At 71.8% G+C, this 18,090-nt stretch carries 14 protein-coding genes and 1 pseudogene; 4 read left to right on the top strand and 11 right to left on the bottom strand.

Annotated features, from left to right (window positions below; all coding sequences use genetic code 11):
• The first annotated feature begins 148 nt into the window (after window positions 1-148).
• The gene (locus HCN56_RS02240) at window positions 149-721 is read left to right on the top strand and encodes a hypothetical protein (RefSeq protein WP_167967720.1); all 573 of its coding nucleotides are present in this window, start codon (window positions 149-151) and stop codon (window positions 719-721) included.
• Window positions 722-907: 186 nt separating this feature from the next.
• Here the strand turns inward: HCN56_RS02240 and HCN56_RS02235 are convergent, their stop codons facing one another.
• The 3 genes from HCN56_RS02235 to HCN56_RS02230 form a co-directional block, all read right to left on the bottom strand.
• The gene (locus HCN56_RS02235; protein ID WP_167967719.1) at window positions 908-2,482 is read right to left on the bottom strand and encodes an alpha/beta hydrolase; all 1,575 of its coding nucleotides are present in this window, start codon (window positions 2,480-2,482) and stop codon (window positions 908-910) included.
• Between the two features lie 114 nt (window positions 2,483-2,596).
• Window positions 2,597-2,722 carry a hypothetical protein gene (locus HCN56_RS26890; RefSeq protein ID WP_280923216.1) on the bottom strand — a complete coding sequence of 42 codons (126 nt, stop codon included), beginning with the start codon at window positions 2,720-2,722 and terminating at the stop codon, window positions 2,597-2,599.
• A 30-nt stretch (window positions 2,723-2,752) separates the two neighbouring features.
• A complete protein-coding gene (locus HCN56_RS02230) occupies window positions 2,753-3,304 on the bottom strand; it encodes a hypothetical protein (protein WP_167967718.1) in 552 nt (183 codons plus the stop codon).
• Between the two features lie 115 nt (window positions 3,305-3,419).
• On the opposite strand from HCN56_RS02230, the gene HCN56_RS02225 reads away from it, so the two are divergent.
• A complete protein-coding gene (locus HCN56_RS02225; protein WP_167967717.1) occupies window positions 3,420-4,043 on the top strand; it encodes a TetR/AcrR family transcriptional regulator in 624 nt (207 codons plus the stop codon).
• Window positions 4,044-4,391: 348 nt separating this feature from the next.
• On the opposite strand, the gene HCN56_RS02220 is transcribed toward HCN56_RS02225, so the two are convergent.
• A complete protein-coding gene (locus tag HCN56_RS02220) occupies window positions 4,392-5,900 on the bottom strand; it encodes an alpha/beta hydrolase (RefSeq protein ID WP_209312243.1) in 1,509 nt (502 codons plus the stop codon).
• Between the two features lie 266 nt (window positions 5,901-6,166).
• Between HCN56_RS02220 and HCN56_RS02215 the strand changes: the two genes are divergently transcribed.
• On the top strand, window positions 6,167-6,967 hold the full coding sequence (locus HCN56_RS02215; RefSeq protein WP_167967716.1) for a helix-turn-helix domain-containing protein: 801 nt from the start codon (window positions 6,167-6,169) through the stop codon (window positions 6,965-6,967).
• Between the two features lie 238 nt (window positions 6,968-7,205).
• Window positions 7,206-7,904, top strand: a complete 699-nt coding sequence (locus tag HCN56_RS02210) for a siderophore-interacting protein (RefSeq protein WP_245245827.1) — start codon at window positions 7,206-7,208, stop codon at window positions 7,902-7,904.
• A 143-nt stretch (window positions 7,905-8,047) separates the two neighbouring features.
• On the opposite strand, the gene folE is transcribed toward HCN56_RS02210, so the two are convergent.
• The 7 genes and pseudogenes from folE to HCN56_RS02175 all read right to left on the bottom strand — a co-directional run bounded on the left by folE (window position 8,048) and on the right by HCN56_RS02175 (window position 17,980).
• Window positions 8,048-8,662, bottom strand: a complete 615-nt coding sequence (folE, locus tag HCN56_RS02205; RefSeq protein ID WP_167967715.1) for a GTP cyclohydrolase I FolE — start codon at window positions 8,660-8,662, stop codon at window positions 8,048-8,050.
• A gap of 593 nt (window positions 8,663-9,255) precedes the next feature.
• A pseudogene (ftsH, locus tag HCN56_RS02200) lies at window positions 9,256-11,145 on the bottom strand (ATP-dependent zinc metalloprotease FtsH); the annotation flags it as partial.
• A 561-nt stretch (window positions 11,146-11,706) separates the two neighbouring features.
• Window positions 11,707-12,270 (bottom strand): hypoxanthine phosphoribosyltransferase, encoded by a 564-nt coding sequence (gene hpt, locus HCN56_RS02195; protein ID WP_167967714.1) that lies wholly within the window; start codon window positions 12,268-12,270, stop codon window positions 11,707-11,709.
• Window positions 12,271-12,393: 123 nt separating this feature from the next.
• Window positions 12,394-13,581 carry a tRNA lysidine(34) synthetase TilS gene (tilS, locus tag HCN56_RS02190; protein WP_167967713.1) on the bottom strand — a complete coding sequence of 396 codons (1,188 nt, stop codon included), beginning with the start codon at window positions 13,579-13,581 and terminating at the stop codon, window positions 12,394-12,396.
• Between the two features lie 134 nt (window positions 13,582-13,715).
• Window positions 13,716-14,984: an Rv3626c family coenzyme F420 biosynthesis-associated protein gene (locus HCN56_RS02185; RefSeq protein ID WP_167967712.1), complete on the bottom strand. Its 1,269-nt coding sequence runs from the start codon at window positions 14,982-14,984 to the stop codon at window positions 13,716-13,718.
• Window positions 14,985-15,766: 782 nt separating this feature from the next.
• On the bottom strand, window positions 15,767-17,587 hold the full coding sequence (gene glmS, locus HCN56_RS02180) for a glutamine--fructose-6-phosphate transaminase (isomerizing) (RefSeq protein ID WP_167967711.1): 1,821 nt from the start codon (window positions 17,585-17,587) through the stop codon (window positions 15,767-15,769).
• 117 nt (window positions 17,588-17,704) lie between these two features.
• Window positions 17,705-17,980, bottom strand: a complete 276-nt coding sequence (locus HCN56_RS02175; RefSeq protein WP_167967710.1) for a hypothetical protein — start codon at window positions 17,978-17,980, stop codon at window positions 17,705-17,707.
• Window positions 17,981-18,090: the final 110 nt, after the last annotated feature.

Below are 18,090 nucleotides of genomic sequence, written 5' to 3'. Positions count from 1 at the left end.
AAGGCTACCGGTTTTGAAGAGTGAGCGAACGACTGGACAGTCCGAGCGGCCGCCGATTCCAGCGCCGTCTCCCCCTGACTCGCTTCGCGCCGCTGACGAAACCGGGCGCGCTGCAAGCATTTCGCAGCCCCGCAGGAGGACCGATCGCGTGACACGTAAAGGCCGCACTAGGAATCGACGTGGCTACATCGCGGCAGCGGTTCTACTGAGCTCTGCCCTTAGCGTTGCGGGTTGCTCGTTCAGCGAGTCGACGGAATTTGTCGTTCCGGATGACATCTGCGGTGTTTCCACCCGGGACGTCGGTCTGGAGGCCGCGTTCCCGGCGGGCACCCCTTTCGAGGAGGCGCACGAGGTTCGTGAGAACTCCGAGTACTGCCACTACAGGGTCGACGGCACGCTGACGTTCTCGCTGGGTGCGCGGGTTGCGATGTACCCGGACCTGACCACGCCCCCGGACGAGTGGGCCGACCCGGCCGGACCGTACGCAGACCCGGTCGCGGTACCCGGAGAACATGCCGTCGCCGTCTGGCCGGGGCTTGCGATGGCAGAAGGCGAGTGCGAGTTCCGCGGCGAACCGTACCCCCTTGAGGTGCAGATCATCACCGAGTACCCACAGGACCCCGCCGAGTCCATCGAGTTCCTTTCCGGGATCGTTCACCCGGTCGTCGACGCCCTGGAACAGCGGTGCACGGCGAGAAGTCGCGAGCAGGGCGCGTCGTAGCGGGCGGACCGTCGGCGAACGCGATGAGGCGGGCGCTCCGGGCGTCCGGCACACCCGGCGCCCGGAGCGGCCCCTGGTTGCTGTTCCTCACGCGATGCGGTGTGTCACGCGATGCGGTGTGTCCTGCGGAGAGGATGCCGTCGCCCATGGCGTGGGCGGTCACGTCGAGGCGTGGACTCGCGCGGACTACAGCGCACAGCGAGCGCCCTCGGCCGGCGTTTCGAGGTCGAGGAGGTAGGCGTCGACAATCTCGTCGACGCAGTCGCTGCCACCGACGAGGTAGGCGCCGTGCTGCTTTCCCTCGACCGTCAGCAGGCTCGCGCCGAGGGTCTCGGCCAGGGTGACGCCGCCCGTGTAGGGCGTGCCGGGGTCTCCGGTGGTCGCGAGGACGAGGGTGTCGGGGAGGTCGCTGGTCGGGGTGACCCAGGGCTGGTCGCGGGACGGCGGCGCGGGCCACGCCTCGCATTCGTCACGGAAGTCGCCGCCGGTCAGGGCGTCGAGGTCGAACATGGGCGCCACCTCGCCGAGTTCGCGCGCCGCGGCAGCCTGCTCCTCCGGGGAGAGGCGGGGCCAGTCCATGCATCGCACCGCGATGTTCACATCGAGGTCAATGGTGTGTTCGCCCGCTGCGGTGCGGCCGTAGAAGGAGTCGCGCAGGGCGAGGATCTCGTCGGCCTCGCCCTCGTCCAGTGCGCCGAGCGCGGAGATGATCGCGGGCCAGCTCGCTTCCGAGTACAGTCCGGCGTTGATTCCGAGGTAGGCGTCCCAGATGGTGACCTCGCGACCGTCGCTGCCCACCGCCGGCGTGTCGACCAGTGGTTCGAGGACGTCGTGCAGGCGGTCGACGGCATCGGCCGGTTCTGCTCCCAGGACGCACTCCGGCGTCTCCGTGCACAGTGCGGCGAGTTCGTCGAAGCGCTGCTGGACGGCGACGTACTGGGACACCCGGTGTTCAGCAGGGGTCAGGGTCGGGTCCACCGCGCCGTCGATCGCCAGGGCTCTGATCTTCTCGGGGTAGGCCTCGGCGTACATGGCCCCGAGCTCGGACCCGTAGCTGTAGCCCAGGAACGAGAGCTTCTCGTCGCCGAGGACCTCTCGCATGATGTCCATGTCGCGCACGACGTTCACACTGCCGACGTTGATCAGGTTCTCGACGCCGCCGGACCCCTCGATGCAGCGGTCGGCGAGCTCCGCCGCCTGTGCGGCGGAGGTGATGTCGTACACGGCCCCGAAGCCGGGCGCCTCTCCGGCGTCGTACTCCTCGTCGCTGTAGCAGTCGAGCGAGGGCGTCGAGCCCCCGACGCCGCGTGGGTCGAAGCCGACGATGTCGAAGCGCTCGGCGACGGGGCTGTCCTGCCAGAGCGGGTGGTTCGCGGCAACGAAGCTGGTACCGGCACCTGCCGGCCCGCCCGGGTTGATCAGGAGGGATCCTTCCGCTTCGCCCGACGCCGGAATCCGGAGAAGCGCGATCCGGGCGGTGTCCCCGTCCGGCTTGTCGTAATCGATGGGGACGTCAACCGTGGCGCATTGCAGCTCGGGGTTGGCGAAGAGCTCCTCGTCCAGCGTGTTCGTCGCGCTGCCCGCGCAGTCGCCCCAGGCGAGGTCCTGCTCGAGATAGCCCTGGAGATCTTCTGCCGGCGGGGGCTCGTCCGGGGGCGGGGTCGATGCGCAGCCGGCGACGAGGAACGCAGTCGACGCTGCTATGGCAATGACAGGCGCACGATACGTGCGTGGCTTCTTCGCTCGATCGCGAGTCCGCATGGTTCCCTCCTGGGCTTGTCAGAGTTCTGCTGGTGTGTCCGCGGTGGTGCCGGCAGCGGTCCGGCGGAGGAGCTGCGAGTGGTGCTCCTGTTGACGGCGGCATGGTGGAATCCGTCAGGTGTCGACGCCGTCGGTGTCGACGTCCAGGAGACGGTTGTGGCGGAAGGTGAGAGCACGCTCGAGGCCGGCGAGCGCCGCCGTGAGGGCAAGCGCCGTGTTCGCCCACGCCGGCAGTGCCACGGGAAAGCTGAGCGGCGCGGCGAAGCGCGCTCAGATCGCCGAGTGGGAGACGGCTTCGAGTAGTTGCGGCGCGAGGACGGCGAGGTTCACGGCCAGGACGATCACCGCGCCGGCGGCCAGGGTTCGCCCCACTCTCGGGTGACGACGCGACAGCTGGTCACGCCAGTGCTCGGGGGTCCCGGGAGCGGGGTCGAGGCGTCGCTGCGTACCGTCCGCACGCACCAGGTGGATCCGCTGCATCCCGTACCGGGTCGCCGCGACCTCCACCCGGTCGTGCCCCACCGCGAACCGCGCCGGCATCTCGGCAGTCCGCACATGCTGGTTGTTCCGGTACATCGAGGCCTGCTGTGACGCGTGGTCCACGTCCACGGTGATCGTCGCCCCATCGGCCGACTCGATCGCGAAGCGTGTCCGCTGGAGCGAGGGCGAGGGCCGGAACCGCGGCAACGGCGCACCCGGTCGAGGAGCGGTCCCCCCGAGAGCACCTTCGAGCCTGTCGAGCCCTTCGAGTCCGAGGAGGGCGTCGTCCTGTTCGCGTCCGGCCCCGGACTCGTCGGGCCAGGTCTCCTCCGCGCCGCTCATGGCACTCCCTTCCTCGGTCCCGCGGGCTGTCGGGGCGCACCGCCCGACGGTTTATCTAGCTTGGTCATGCTAGATAACGTAGCACAGGCATGCCACTTCGATGTATGCTGGCGCCATGCCGAAACGAGTCGACCCGGACCTCCGCCGCGAGCAGGTCGCAGATGCCGTCATCGACGAGATCGACGCGCACGGGCTCCGGACAGTGACCCTCGCCCGCATCGCCGCACGATCCGGTCTGGCCGTCGGCAGCATCCGCCACTACTTCGGCGACACCCTGGGCGAGGTCATGCGGTTCACGCTCAGCACGCTCATCCGGCGAGCCGTGAACCGCAATCCGAGGCTCTCCGGCGACCCGGCCACCCGTATCGCCGACGTCATCACGTTCGTCGCTCCCACGAACGAACAGGAACGGAAGGAGAACGCGGCTCTCCTCGAATACCGGGTCATGGCACGAACGGACCCGGCGCTCGCGGCGGAGGTCGCCGCGACCGCGTCGGCCACCATGGCAGCGATCCGCTCGCTGCTGGTCGAGGCGCTACCTCCCGGCTCGATCGAGGAGGAGGCACTGGACCGTGAGGTGCTCCATCTCCACTCCCTGGTCGAAGGCTTCTCGTTCAGCGCCGGACTGTCTCCCCGGCCGCTGCGCGAGGAGGACGTCCGTGCTGTCGCGGAAGCAGCGGTGCACCGAGTGCTCCGCTCCTACGCTCCGGCTCGCGACGGTGACGAGGCGGTCCCGTGAGTGGCAGAGGAGCGCAGCTTCCCGGGGGCGCTCAGCCGTTGCTGAGCGACGACGCCCGAGGCTCTCCGCGGAGGCCGACAGGACGGCCCACGCAGCGACGCGCCGTGCGCCGCGACGGATGACGTCGGCGCCCGATCTCCGCACGCCCGGGCAGGCCCGGTGCCGTGACGCGGGCAGAGAGCACCGCCCCGCTCCACGGCCGGTGGCTCCGGGGTGGACGCCGCTGGGGCCGTCCTGCCGACGTGAAAGCCGCCGCCCCGGAGCCGGTGAGGGCGGCCGGGGCGGCGGCTTCGCGTCCGTACTCCGGTGGACCGGGGCCGGTGGCGCGGGGTGTGCGGGGTGGGCGGGTCAGTCGGCGGCGCAGAGGACGTCGTCCTCGGGCATCTCGCCGTCGACCAGGTAGCGGGTGGTCGTGTTCAGCGCGCAGGAGTTGCCGCTGAGGACGTAGACGCCGTGGCCGGCGTCGTCCACGCTGACCATCCGCGAACGGTTCTCGAACTTCTCGCGGAGCATCTCACCGCCGAGGTGCGGGGTCGCCGGGTCGAGCTTGTTCTGGACCAGCAGCACGTTCTGCGGGCCGTCGTCGTCGACGGCGACCGGCGGTTCGGTCTGCTCGAAGGGCCAGAACGCACACGGGTTGATGTTGGCGCCGGCGGCACCGAACAGCGGGTAGGCCTCGCGGTCCTCGGCGACGGCCTGCCGGTAGTCGTCCACATCGGTGGACCACTTCACGTCGTTGCAGGTGACCGCGGCGAAGACCGACAGCGGGTTGTCGATGATCGACACCGGCTCGGTCGGGACGGTGTCGTCGTCCTGGAGCAGCTGCACCGTCTCGGCGTCCCCGGCCGCGAATGCCTGCCACTGCTGCGCGAGCTTGGCGTACTGGGTGGGCTTGTAGAGCATGCCGAAGCTCATGTGCCGCATCAGGCTGCCGTCGAAGCCGGCGACGGGCGTCTCGTCGAGGCTCTCCGCGAGGGAGAAGTACGTCTCGCGGACCTCCTCCGGGGTGCTGCCGAGCCCGTAGCTGTCGTGGCGCGCCGCGGCCCAGTCGGCGAAGTGGGGGAAGACCTCCTCCATCCCGTGCCCGAAGCGGCGCATGCCGTCGTGGTCCAGGAAGGTGTCGCCGACGATGCTGTCGAGCACGATCCGGTCGGACTGCTCGGGGAACATCGAGGCGTAGGCGGCGCCGAGCGCCGAGCCGTAGGAGTAGCCGAGGAAGCTGGTCTTCTCCTCCCCCAGCGCGGCGCGGATGGAGTCGAGGTCGCGGGCGATGTTCGCCGTCGACATGTGGGGGAGGTGCCCGTTCTTGTCGTTGGCCTCGCAGTCCTCGGCGGCCTGGCGTGCGATGTCCGCCTGGCGGAGCACGGCCGCGTCGTCGGGCGCGAAGGGCGGGATGTTGGAGTAGTAGTCGCCCTCCAGCGTGAACCCGCAGCTGACCGGCGTCGAGTGGCCGACGCCGCGGGTGTCCATGCCGATGAGGTCGTAGGTGTCCAGCACGCTGCTGGGTATGCCCTGGTTGACCAGGAGTGCGGGCAGCGAGAGTCCGGAGCCGCCGGGCCCGCCGGGGTTGAGCATGAGGGTGCCGCGGCGCTGCTCGGGGTTGTTGCTGGCCACCCGCGATATCAGCAGGTCCAGGTGGTCCCCGTCGGGGTCGGCGTAGTCCACCGGAACGGACACGGTGGCGCACTCCAGGTCGACCGGGGCCGCTTCGGCGAGCACGTCGTCGGGGCAGGCGCTCCACTCCACGTCGGGACCGTTCGGGTCCTCGGTGGCTGCGTGGGCGGTGGCGAGGGGAACACTGAGGCCGAGGACTGCCACCAGGGCGGATGTCCGGACGATCGGGCGTCGTCGTTTCATGTGGGGTCTCCAGAGCCGGTTTCTCGGTCGGGTTCGCGACCCATCGCACTCCATGCCCTTGGGGCACGGTCAACACCCGGTGACGGCGCGTCGCTTCGGCAGCCGGTGCCGTCCGTCCGTCCACGGGATTGACCCTGCCCCCGGGGCACGGTTTTGAATGGGAGCTTCCGGGGCCTCCGACGTCCCGACGCCCGCCCACCGCGGCGGCGGTGGGCGGGCGCGGTGCGGCCGTCGGGGGTGGAGGAGCGCGGGGAAGGGACGATCCGGTGGCGTGGAGCACCAGTCAGCTGGCCGAACTGGCCGGGACGACGCTGAAGACCGTGCGGCACTACCACAAGATCGGCCTGCTGGAGGAGCCCGAGCGGGCGCACAACGGCTACAAGCGGTACGGCGCCGCGCATCTGGTGCGGCTGCTCCGCATCCGGCGGCTGGTCGATCTCGGGGTGTCCCTGTCGGACATCCCGGCTGCCGAGGCACCGGACGACGAGGTGGAGCAGGTACTCCGGGCGCTGGACGCCGAACTGGCCGCGGGCATCGAGCGGCAGCAGCGGCTGCGACGGGAGCTCGCGGCGATCCTCGACGAGCGGGCTTCCCTGGACCTGCCCGCCGGACTCGCCACCTCGATCAAGGACCTGCCCGCCAACGACCGGGCGTTCCTGGTCGCGTTCTCCAGCTTCCTCACGCCCTCCGCGATGACCGAGTTCGAGCGGCAGATGGCGGAGCCGCGCAGCGAGGTCTCCGCCGAGTTCGACGCGCTCCCGCCGGACGCGCCGGACGAGGTGCGGCAGGACATCGCCCGCCGGATGGTTCCCGAGGTCCGCCGCCAGCAGGCGGAGTACCCGGTCTTCGACGACGTGGGTTCGTACTCCCGGCATGACGAGGCCGTCGCCCGGTCGGTCGTCCTGCACTCGCTGGTCGAGTTCTACCACGAGGCGCACCTCGACGTGCTGCGCCGGGTCAACGAGATGCTGGTGGCCGAGAAGCAGACCGCTGTCGAGACGGCCGGCAGCGGCCCGGCGGCCGGGGAACCGGCCGACGGCCGGGACGTCTCCGCGCCGGACGGGTGACCGTGCCGCAGTCGCGCCGTCGATGTGTCCGTGGCGCGCGGTGCTCTGCGGCGGTTTGACGAAGGCCCGGCGGGAACGGCTGCGGCGACCGTCGCTGCCGAGCGGTGACAGAGGGCCGCGATCGCCGGTCACGCGTACGTCGACCCGACAAGTCACTGTCGCGAACCCGCGTCCACCGCGCACCATGGGGTTCCGCCCCGCTCGGTACGACACCCCGCCCCGATGAGGAGCCCCCTGCATGCCCTCCGTTCTGAACCCCGTCCTGAACCCTGTCCTGGACCTGCTGACGATACGCGGCACCGTCACCGGGGCCGAGCAGCTCAGCTCCCGGACACGTCGGTTGCGCATCGAGAGCCCGCAACTGGCCGGTCTGGCGGTGGAACCAGGACAACAGGTGCGGGTCCTGGTCGGCGGACTCACCCTCCGTACCTACTCGATCTGGCACTACGACCCGTCGGGCGCCGTCGAGTTGTGCGTACTGGACCACGCGGCGGACGGACCGGGCGCACGATGGGGACGCAGCGTCGCACCGGGCGCACAGGTACGGCTTCGGCGCCCCGAGGGCGGCTTCACGCTGCGCCCCGAGGCCGCACATCACGTCTTCGTCGGCGACGAGACGGCCTCGGTCGCGTTCGGTGCGATGCTCGCGGCACTGCCCGCGGACGCCGTCGTCTCCGGCTGCATCGAGACGGCGACAGCTGCGGACCGGCTGCCCCTGACATACGGCGACCGGCTGGAGTGGGTCCTCCGCGGCGAGACGTCGCCGGCGGACGCGGTACGGCGGCTCGCTCCCGCGCCGGGCGGCATCGCTTATGTCGCCGGAGAGGCGCGGGACGTGCAGGCAGTGCGGCGGGTGCTCGTCCAGGAAGCGGGCTGGGACCGGCGTGCTGTTCTGACCAAACCCTTCTGGACGCCGGGCAAGAAGGGCATGGAGTGACGGCCGGAGCGTCGGAGCAGGGGCTGCGGACGTCACCGTCCGTGCCGGGCTTCCGGTACCGGCCGCCGCCTGAACCGGTGACCGTCCGGGCTACCACCGGCACGCCCGCGTACTGAGCCGCCCGACGTTCCCCGCTCCCCCGCTCAGCGGGCGAGGATCAGGCTCATCGCCTCGGAGCGGGTGGCCGCGTCGCGGAGCTGGCCGCGGACGGCCGAGGTGGTGGTCTTCGCCCCGGGCTTGCGGACGCCGCGCATGGTCATGCACATGTGCTCGCACTCGATCACCACAATGACGCCCCGCGGTTCGAGGATGCGCATCATCGCGTCGGCGATCTGGGTGGTCAACCGTTCCTGCACCTGCGGGCGGCGGGCGAAGACGTCGACCAGGCGGGCCAGCTTGGAGAGACCGGTGATCTTGCCGCTGCTGGACGGGATGTAGCCGATGTGGGCGACCCCGACGAACGGCACGAGGTGGTGCTCGCAGCAGGACATGACCTCGATGTCCTTCACCAGCACCATCTCGTCGTGGCCCAGGTCGAAGGTGGTGGTGAGGACGTCCTCCGGCTCCTGCCAGAGCCCCGCGAAGATCTCGCGGTAGGCGCGGGCGACGCGCGCGGGGGTGTCACGGAGGCCCTCGCGGTCCGGGTTCTCGCCGACCGCGATCAGCAGTTCGCGCACGGCCGCCGCGGCACGCTTCTCGTCGAACTCGCCGTGAGCGCCGCCTGCGCCGTCGGCGGCCCGCGTCACCGGGTCAGTCATACGTCCCTCGTTCCCTCGTACGCGCGCCCCGGTCGGACACGTGTGTGCGCGCCACCAGCCTAGACGTTGTGCCGGGCGCCGGACATTCCGGTCCGCCGGGCCGGCGGGCGGGGCGGCCGGGCGCCGCAGAAGACCGGTGGGCCGGGCACCGCGTGTGCGGTGCCCGGCCCACCGGGTGGAGTGCGCTGCTGCTGTCAGCTGCCCGTCGGCCCCTTGGGGGCGTCGTTGCCGCTGTCGCCGTCGGCGTTGCCGCCGTCCGTACCGTCAGCACCGTTGCCGCCGCGCGAGCCGCCGTCGGCCGAGCCCGAGAGGCCGCCGCTTCCGGAGAGGCCGCCGGTGCCGAACGAGCCGGAGCCGCCGCCCGTACCGCTGTCGTCCGTACCGCTGTCGTCCGTACCGCCGGCCGGGCCGGTGGGCGGGGTGCTCGGCGGCGTGGCGGGCGGGGTGCCCGGCGTCGTGCCCGGGGCGCTGCCCGCACCGCCGGTGGTGCCGCCGGTCGGGGCGTCGTCACCGCCGGCAGAGGTGCCGGAGGTGCCGGGGGCCGGCTTCTCCAGCGAGAGGACGTCGTCGCGCTCGCCCAGCTCGTCCTTGGCCGGCATCGCCACCGGCGGACGGGAGGAGGGGGTGCGCCGCGAGGAGCCGGTCCACGCCGGGCGGGACGGGCGCTTCACGATGGGACGGAAGATCTCCGCCAGCTCCTCCTTGTTGAGCGTCTCCTTCTCCAGCAGCGCGAGGACCAGGTCGTCCAGGACGTCGCGGTTCTCGACGAGGATCTCCCACGCCTCGTTGTGCGCCGTCTCGATCAGCTTCTTGACCTCCTCGTCCACCAGGGCGGCGACCTCCTCGGAGTAGTCGCGCTGGTGGCCCATCTCCTTGCCCAGGAAGGGCTCGGAGGAGTCGGAGCCGAACTTGATGGCGCCGAGCCGCTCGGTCATGCCGTACTGGGTGACCATCGCGCGGGCCGTGGAGGTGGCCTTCTCGATGTCGTTGCCGGCGCCGGTGGTCGGGTCGTGGAAGACCAGCTCCTCGGCGGCCCGGCCGCCCAGCATGTAGGCCAGCTGGTCCAGCATCTCGTTGCGCGACTGGCTGTACTTGTCCTCCTCCGGCAGCACCATGGTGTAGCCGAGGGCGCGACCGCGCGGCAGGATCGTGACCTTGTGCACCGGGTCGCTGCTCGGGGAGGCCGCCGCGACCAGGGCGTGACCGCCCTCGTGGTACGCGGTGATGAGCTTCTCCTTGTCGCTCATCAGGCGGGTCCGCCGCTGCGGGCCGGCGACGACGCGGTCGATCGCCTCGTCGAGGAAGTGGTTGTCGATCAGCTTGGCGTTGCCGCGGGCGGCGAGCAGCGCCGCCTCGTTGAGCACGTTGTTGAGGTCGGCACCGGTGAAGCCGGGGGTGCGACGGGCGACGGCCGACAGGTCGACGTCCGGCGCGACCGGCTTGCCCTTCTGGTGGACCTTGAGGATCTCCAGACGGCCCGCGAGGTCGGGGCGGTCCACGGCGATCTGGCGGTCGAAGCGGCCGGGCCGCAGCAGCGCCGGGTCGAGGATGTCGGGCCGGTTGGTGGCCGCGATGAGGATGACGCCGCCCTTGACGTCGAAGCCGTCCATCTCGACGAGCAGCTGGTTCAGGGTCTGCTCGCGCTCGTCGTGGCCGCCGCCCATGCCGGCGCCGCGGTGGCGGCCGACGGCGTCGATCTCGTCGACGAAGACGATGGCGGGCGCGTTGGCCTTGGCCTGCTCGAACAGGTCGCGGACGCGGGAGGCGCCGACACCGACGAACATCTCGACGAAGTCGGAGCCCGAGATGGAGTAGAAGGGGACGCCGGCCTCGCCGGCGACCGCGCGGGCCAGCAGCGTCTTACCGGTGCCGGGCGGGCCGTACAGCAGCACGCCCTTGGGGATCTTGGCGCCGACGGCCTGGAACTTGCCGGGCTCCTGGAGGAACTCCTTGATCTCGTGGAGTTCCTCGACGGCCTCGTCCGAGCCGGCCACGTCGGCGAAGGTGGTCTTCGGGGTGTCCTTGGAGATGAGCTTCGCCTTGGACTTGCCGAAGTTCATGACCCGCGAGCCGCCACCCTGCATCTGGTTCATCAGGAAGAGGAACACGATGATGATCAGGAGGAACGGGATGATCGTCAGCAGCATGCCGACGAACGGGTTCTGGGACTTGGGGCTGACCGTGTAGCCGTCGGGCAGCAGGTCGTCCTCAGACTGGTACTTGGACTGGAGGATGTCGGCGAGTTCGGCGCCCTGGTCGTCGACGTAGCTCGCCTGGACCTTGTCCGAGTCCTGGATCTTCTCGCCGTCCTTCAGCTCCACCTTGATCCGCTGCTCGTCACCGGTGGTGATCTCCGCGGAGCGGACCTGGTTCTGCTGGATGGCCTGGACGACCTCGGCGGTGTCGACGGTCTTGTAGCCCTCGGAGGAGCGGAAGACGTTCATCACCAGGATCGCTGCGAGTACCGCCAGCACGATCCACATGACTGGCCCACGGAAGTAACGCTTCACGTCTCTCCATACGGGGCTGCGCCGCCCCGTTCCTCCTGCCGCATCGAGGCACAGCCCCCGGACGGGATCCGCTGTGCGTACGGTGTCCTCTCCCCGCCGGCGCGCGCCCGGCGTCGGAACAAGCCGAACAAGCCGACAACTGTCTGATGCTCCGCGACGGTACACCGGGGGCGGCCCCCGGCGCTCTTCGGGACCGGGAACCGGCCGGGTTCAGTCGCGGTGTCGGCCCTTCCACCTCCTCCAACGGAGCAGGCGGCCCGGACGTTCCGCGACGTCACCCCGTCACGCCCCATCGGACGTACGGCCTGTGGCGCCCGGGCGCGTCCCCGTGCCCGATCCGCCTGCGCGGGAGGGCCGGTGACGGCCGCGGAGCGGCGGCCGGACGGCGGCGGCTGGGCCGTCCGGGTGTACCCGCCGACCGCCCGGGCCGCCGGGCGACCGATGCCGGAGCGCCATCCCGCACCGGCAGTGCCGGTGCGGGCCGCCGTGCGGCGATGGGACAGCGGATGCCGCGCCACCGCCGACGGCGGGCGGTCAGTCCTCGGTGCCGCCGTAGATGTGCGGTGCGAGCGTGCCGACGAACGGCAGGTTGCGGTACCGCTCCGAGAAGTCGAGGCCGTAGCCGACGACGAACTCGTTGGGGATGTCGAAGCCGACCCACTTGACCTCGATGTCGACCTTGGCGGCGTCCGGCTTGCGGAGCAGCGTCACCACCTCCAGCGAGGCGGGCTCGCGGGAGCCGAGGTTGGACAGCAGCCAGGACAGCGTCAGACCGGAGTCGATGATGTCCTCGACGATCAGGACGTGCTTGCCCTTGATGTCGGTGTCCAGGTCCTTGAGGATGCGGACCACGCCGGAGGACTGGGTGCCGGCGCCGTAGGAGGAGACGGCCATCCAGTCCATGGTCACGTGCGAGGACAGCGCCCGGGCGAGGTCCGCCATCACCATGACGGCGCCCTTCAGCACCCCGACGAGCAGGACGTCGCGGCCCGCGTACTCCTCGTCGATGGCAGCCGCCAGCTCGGCGAGCTTGGCGTCGATCTCTTCCTTGGTGATGAGCACCGACTTGAGGTCGTCGCCCAGATCCTTCTCTAGCACCCTCGCCACTCTCTGCTGGTCCTGCGCGGCCCGCCGTTGTCCCGGCGGCTGGCCAACGGGCCGGACCCCGCGGTCGCGGTCCGGCGGCGGCTGCCCGGTGGCCGGGTCGTCCGCCGCCGCCCGTCACCGGCGGCCGGCCTGCTCCAGGACCAGTCTGCCACCCTGCCTGCGAGCCTCGACACGCCCCGGCAGGTTCAGCGGGCGCTGCCCCCGCCACGCGGTGATCAGCCGGTCGGTCTCCTCGATGTGGCGGGCGAACAGGGAGCCGGCGGGGGCGCCCGCGGCGATGGCCGCCCGGCGCAGCACCCGGCGGCGGACGGCGGGCGGCAGCGCGTGCAGCGCCGCGATGTCGAGCGTGCCGTCGGGGCGGGTGGCCATGCGTTCGGCCTGCTGCGCCCAGGAGTCGAGGGCGTCGGCGTCGTCGCGGGCGAGTTGGGCGGTGCGGGCCAGCGCCTCGGTGACGCCGGGGCCGAGGGCCTGTTCCAGCGCGGGCAGGGCGTGGGACCGGACGCGGGAGCGGGTGTAGGCCGGGTCGCTGTTGTGGGGGTCGTCCCACACGGGCAGCCCCAGCTCGGCGCAGGCGCGGCGGACGGTCTCGCGGTCCAGGGTGAGGAAAGGGCGGAGGTAGCGGCCGTGGGCGCGGTCGGCGCCCGCTCCGGCCGTACGGGAGGCCATGCCGGCCAGGGAGCGGGTGCCGGAGCCGCGGGCGAGGCCGAGGAGGACCGTCTCCGCCTGGTCGTCGCGGGTGTGGCCCAGGAGGACGGCGGTGGCGGCGTGGTGGTCGGCGGCCGCGTCGAGCGCGGCGTACCGGGCGGTGCGGGCGGCGGCCTCGGGGCCGCCGTCGCGGCCGACCTCGACGGTGGCGACGTCGACGGGTTCCAGGCCGAGGGAGGTCAGCCGTTCGGCGACCTCGTGGGCGCGGGCGTCGGAGCCGTCCTGGAGGCCGTGGTCGACGGTGACGGCGCCGGCGCGCAGGCCGAGGCGGGGAGCCTCGAAGGCGAGGGCGGCGGCGAGGGCGGTGGAGTCGGCGCCGCCGGAGCAGGCGGCGAGGACGAGGGGCGCGTCGCGGCGGGGGTCGCGGGCGGCCGGCACGTCGGGCCCGGCGGCCGACGCCCGGGACCGCGCGTCCGGCACGGCCTCCGGCGGGAGTGTGCCCGGGAGGGGGGACGCATGATGCGGGTGCGGGGCGGGTACGCCGTTGGGTGCCGGCGGAGCCGAGGGGTGGTCGGCGCCCGGGCTCGGGCGCAGCAGTTCCTGCAGGGTGCGGCGAACCGCCAGGCGTATCGCCGCGACCGCGGGATGGGGACCCATGTCCTGATCACTTCCTCGAGGGGGGCCAAGTCACGCTGAGTGCGTACAGCGTGACAGAGGAGGGCGGCTCCCTGAGCATCGCACGCCCACTCTCGGGCCCACGGTCCCTCGTACGGGTGATCACGGCGCTCATCTCATGACGCGGGGCCCGTCGGGCGCACGCGCGCGACCCACTCCTGGGGGTCGGCGATCTCGGCTTGCGTGGGCAGGGTGTTGGGGGATGTCCACACCTTGTTGAAGCCCGCCATGCCGACCTCCTCGACGACCGTCCGCACGAAGCGTTCGCCCTCGCGGTACTGCCGCAACTTGGCGTCCATGCCGAGGAGGCGGCGCAGCACGCGGTCGACGCGGCCGGCGCCGGCCTCACGGCGCTTGGTGAACTTCTCGCGGATCTCGCCGACGGAGGGCACGACCTGCGGGCCGACGCCGTCCATCACGAAGTCGGCGTGGCCCTCCAGCAGGGACATGACGGCGGTGAGCCGCTCCAGGATCTCGCGCTGGCGGGCGGTCTGCACGAGGTCGGCGAGGCTGCCGTCCATCCCGCTGCCGCCGCTGCCGCCCGCGCTGCCCTTTCCGCTCTCGGACCGGGGTGCGTCGCCGGTGCCCGGGGCGGCCGTGCCGCCGTCGGCGGTCGGGGCGGCCTTGTCGGTGCCGGCACCGGGGGTGTCGCCGCCGCTGCGGTCGCCGGGCCGGTCGCCGTTCTCGTCGCCGCGGCCGGTGAGCGACTGGGCCGCCTGGCGCAGCCGGTCGAGGAAGGTGGCCGGGTCGAGGTCGGCCTCCGCGATGAAGGCCTGGATCTCGTTCTCCAGGTGGTCGCGGAGCCAGGGGACGGCGGTGAACTGGGTGCGGTGCGTCTCCTCGTGGAGGCAGACCCAGAGCCGGAAGTCGGTCGGGTCCACGGCGAGTTCGCGTTCGACGTGGACGATGTTGGGCGCGACGAGCAGCAGGCGGCCGCCGCCCGCGCCGCCGGGGAGGCCCGGGGTGGCCGGGGCGAAGGTCTCGTACTGGCCGAGGACGCGCGAGGAGAGGAACGACAGCAGCATGCCGAGCTGCACGCCGGTGACCTTGGAGCCGACGGCGGAGAACGCGGCGCCGCCGGGGACGCCGGCGCGGCGTTCGGCGATGCGCTCGCCGAGCGGGCCGAGCAGCGTGCGGAACCCGGCGGCGTTGGCGCGGACCCAGCCGGGTCGGTCCACGACGAGCACGGGGGTATCGTCGCCGACGGCGGTCAGGCCGGTGTAGGCGCGCACGTGCTGTTCGGACGCCTTGGCGTGGCGGCGCAGCTCGGCGACGACGCCGCGCGCCTCCTCGCGGGTCACCTCCGGGCCCGGCCGGCTCATCCTGGCCGCGGTGGCCACGGCGAGGTTCCAGTCGACCAGTTCAGCTCCACCGAATCGCGTCATGCTCCCCACCGTACGTGGCCGCGCCCGGGTCTGACAGAGAACGACCGGCCGGGTGCCCGGGGGCCGCGCGTGCCCCGGCGCACGGCGGCGGGTGCGCGGTGGGCGCCGCCCTCCGGCATTTCCGACGACACGCCTTTTCACGCGCGAGGCGCGCGATCACGCATTCACCACATCCCGCGATGCATTTGCATGCGAATGCATCCGGAATTACAGGAAGCGACCGGACGCGACTCTGCCACCGGGCACTCCGGAATGCGGACGGTCGCAGAATGCGTCGGTGTTCCACGATGACGCGGCCGGAAACCATCCGGCGCGCGGCACCACCACGGCCCCGCCCCTGGCAGGCCCTGCCCGGTGGGCCGGGAGACACCGCCCGGAACGGAACCGCCGGGGAGCCGCAAGCGCCGGGGAGCCGAAAGCGCCGGGGACCGGATGCACGGCGGGGTGAGAGCGAGAGGGGGAGCGCCGGAGGCGGCGGCTCCTGATGGCCGGTGGTGAGCGCGGTGGTGCGCCGGCGGACGCGGCCCAGGGGCCTCACTCGACACGTCGTCAGATTTACCGCCCGAACGCGTGCGTATCGGCACCGTGATGGGCATAAAAGGTATATGAACGTGCCACTCGGTGGGAGGTGACGGCCCCGCCGGTGGCTTCCCGGCCGGCGTTGGGCGACGCCGGCACGAGGTGGCGGCCCCCGGGGCGTGCGTATGGTGGCACCGCACCCCGGGGGCCGTCCCACGCCCGGGGTGCGGTGGCGAGGGGCCGGCGCGCGGCCGGCCCCGGCATCACTCGACGGTGACGGACTTCGCGAGGTTGCGGGGCTTGTCGATGTCCCGGCCGAGCGCCAGCGCCGTGTGGTAGGCGAGCAGCTGGAGCGGAATGCCCATCAGCACCGGGTCCAGCTCCGGCTCGTTCCGCGGGACGACGATGGTGTCGTCGGCCTTCTCCTGCGGCTCGTGCGCCACGGCGAGGATGCGGCCGCTGCGGGCCTTGATCTCCTCCAGCGTCGCGCGGTTCTTCTCCAGCAGGTCGTCGCGGGGGACGATCGCCACGGTCGGGGTCGCCGGCTCGATCAGCGCGAGCGGGCCGTGCTTCAGCTCCGAGGCCGGGTACGCCTCGGCGTGGATGTAGGAGATCTCCTTGAGCTTCAGCGACGCCTCGCGGGCCACGGGGTAGCCGCGCACCCGGCCGACGAACATCATCGACTTGGCGTCGGCGAACTCCTTCGCCAGGGTGGCGATGTGGTCCTCCAGCTCCATGATCTCGGCGATCTGGCCGGGGAGCTTGCGCAGCCCCTCGATGATCCGCTTGCCGTCGGCGACCGAGAGGTCGCGGATGCGGCCGAGGTGCAGGGCGAGCAGCGCGAAGGCCACCGCGGTGTTGGTGAAGCACTTGGTGGAGACGACGCAGACCTCCGGGCCGGCGTGCACGTAGACGCCGCCGTCGGTCTCGCGGGCAATGGCGCTGCCGACGACGTTGACGACGCCGAGCACGCGGGCGCCCTTGCGCTTCAACTCCTGCACGGCGGCGAGGGTGTCGTACGTCTCGCCGGACTGGCTGACGGCGATGTAGAGGGTGTCGGGGTCCACCACCGGGTTGCGGTAGCGGAACTCGCTGGCGGGCTCGGCGTCGGCGGGGATGCGCGCGAGCTCCTCGATCATCTGGGCGCCGATCTGGCCCGCGTGGTACGCGGAGCCGCAGCCCAGGATCTTCACGCGACGCATCGAGCGGGCCTCGCGCGCGTCGAGGTTGAGCCCGCCGAGGCGCACGGTGGCGAAGCGGTCGTCGATGCGGCCGCGCAGCACGCGGTCGACGGCGTCGACCTGCTCGACGATCTCCTTGTGCATGTAGGTGTCGTGGCCGCCCATGTCGTAGCTCTCGGCCTCCCACTCCACGGTGGTCGGCGAGGACGAGGTGCGGCTGCCGTCGGTGGTGTACGTCCGGTAGTCGTCGGCCTTGATGGTGGCCATCTCACCGTCGTCCAGCGTGATCACCTGGCGGGTGTGGCTGACGAGCGCGGCGACGTCGGAGGCGACGAACATCTCCTTCTCACCGATGCCGAGCACGACGGGCGAGCCGTTGCGGGCGACGACGATCCGGTCGGGGAAGTCGGCGTGCAGGACGGCGATCCCGTAGGTGCCCTCGATGAGGCGCAGCGCCTCGCGGACCTTCTCCTCCAGCGTCTCCGCCTCGGAGCGGGCGATCAGGTGGGCGAAGACCTCGGTGTCGGTGTCGGAGACCAGTTCCACGCCGTCGGCGGTGAGCTTGGCGCGCAGCTCGGAGGAGTTGTCGACGATGCCGTTGTGGACGACGGCGACGCGCTCCGCGGCGTCCTGATGGGGGTGGGCGTTGACGTCGTTGGGGGCGCCGTGGGTGGCCCACCGGGTGTGGGCGATGCCGGTGTTGCCGGCGAAGCGGGCCGGAACCTTGGCCTCCAGCTCGCGGACGCGCCCCTTGTTCTTGACAGTCTTCAGGCCGCCGCCCTTGCCGCTGCTGTGGATGGCGATCCCCGCCGAGTCGTACCCGCGGTACTCCAGGCGCTGCAGCCCCTCCAGCAACAGCGGCGCCACGTCACGCGGGCCGATGTATCCGACGATTCCGCACATATCCACTCCTTGAGGGCAAGCTTCTGTCGTGATGTAGAGGTGTCCGTATCGTCCCGCCCGGTGGCGCCGGGCGACGATGACGTGGCCGCGAGGGTCGGCTACCCCCGGCGGGGCAGGTCAGCCGTACACGATGCGGCGCAACTGTCTGAGCGACAGCGCGGGCGGTGCGACCGCGCGCCGGGGCAGCTCCTCGGCGATCCGCTCGAAGATGACCGGGTTGGTCAGGCCGCTGCCCTGCAGTTCCCGGTGGCGCCGGCGGACGAACTCCTCCGCCGTCTCGTCGAAGTACGCCAGCACGTCGAGGACCACGCGGGCGGCCTCGCCGCGTCCCAGCGGCGTGCTGCGCACGAGGTGGTCGACGAGGTCGTCATAGGGCGTACGGCGTCCGAGCACCCCTGCATACTGCGGACCACCGCGGGCGATCGCAAGAATCCTGCCCGGAATCGGGCACGAACGTGTCGCACCCCTCGCCCGAATGCGCCGGATGACGTGAGTGACCCGAA

Source organism: Streptomyces lonarensis, from assembly GCF_012033735.1.
Classification (GTDB): domain Bacteria; phylum Actinomycetota; class Actinomycetes; order Streptomycetales; family Streptomycetaceae; genus Streptomyces; species Streptomyces lonarensis.
This window is presented reverse-complemented; position numbering and strand designations above follow the sequence as displayed.

Bases quoted from the DNA above. Each gene is read 5' to 3' on its own strand.
- HCN56_RS02235 (WP_167967719.1), bottom strand. From the start codon at position 2,482: ATGCGGACTCGCGATCGAGCGAAGAAGCCACGCACGTATCGTGCGCCT.
- HCN56_RS02230 (WP_167967718.1), bottom strand. From the start codon at position 3,304: ATGAGCGGCGCGGAGGAGACCTGGCCCGACGAGTCCGGGGCCGGACGC.
- HCN56_RS02225 (WP_167967717.1), top strand. From the start codon at position 3,420: ATGCCGAAACGAGTCGACCCGGACCTCCGCCGCGAGCAGGTCGCAGAT.
- HCN56_RS02220 (WP_209312243.1), bottom strand. From the start codon at position 5,900: ATGAAACGACGACGCCCGATCGTCCGGACATCCGCCCTGGTGGCAGTC.
- HCN56_RS02210 (WP_245245827.1), top strand. From the start codon at position 7,206: ATGCCCTCCGTTCTGAACCCCGTCCTGAACCCTGTCCTGGACCTGCTG.
- folE (WP_167967715.1), bottom strand. From the start codon at position 8,662: ATGACTGACCCGGTGACGCGGGCCGCCGACGGCGCAGGCGGCGCTCAC.
- tilS (WP_167967713.1), bottom strand. From the start codon at position 13,581: ATGGGTCCCCATCCCGCGGTCGCGGCGATACGCCTGGCGGTTCGCCGC.
- HCN56_RS02185 (WP_167967712.1), bottom strand. From the start codon at position 14,984: ATGACGCGATTCGGTGGAGCTGAACTGGTCGACTGGAACCTCGCCGTG.
- glmS (WP_167967711.1), bottom strand. From the start codon at position 17,587: ATGTGCGGAATCGTCGGATACATCGGCCCGCGTGACGTGGCGCCGCTG.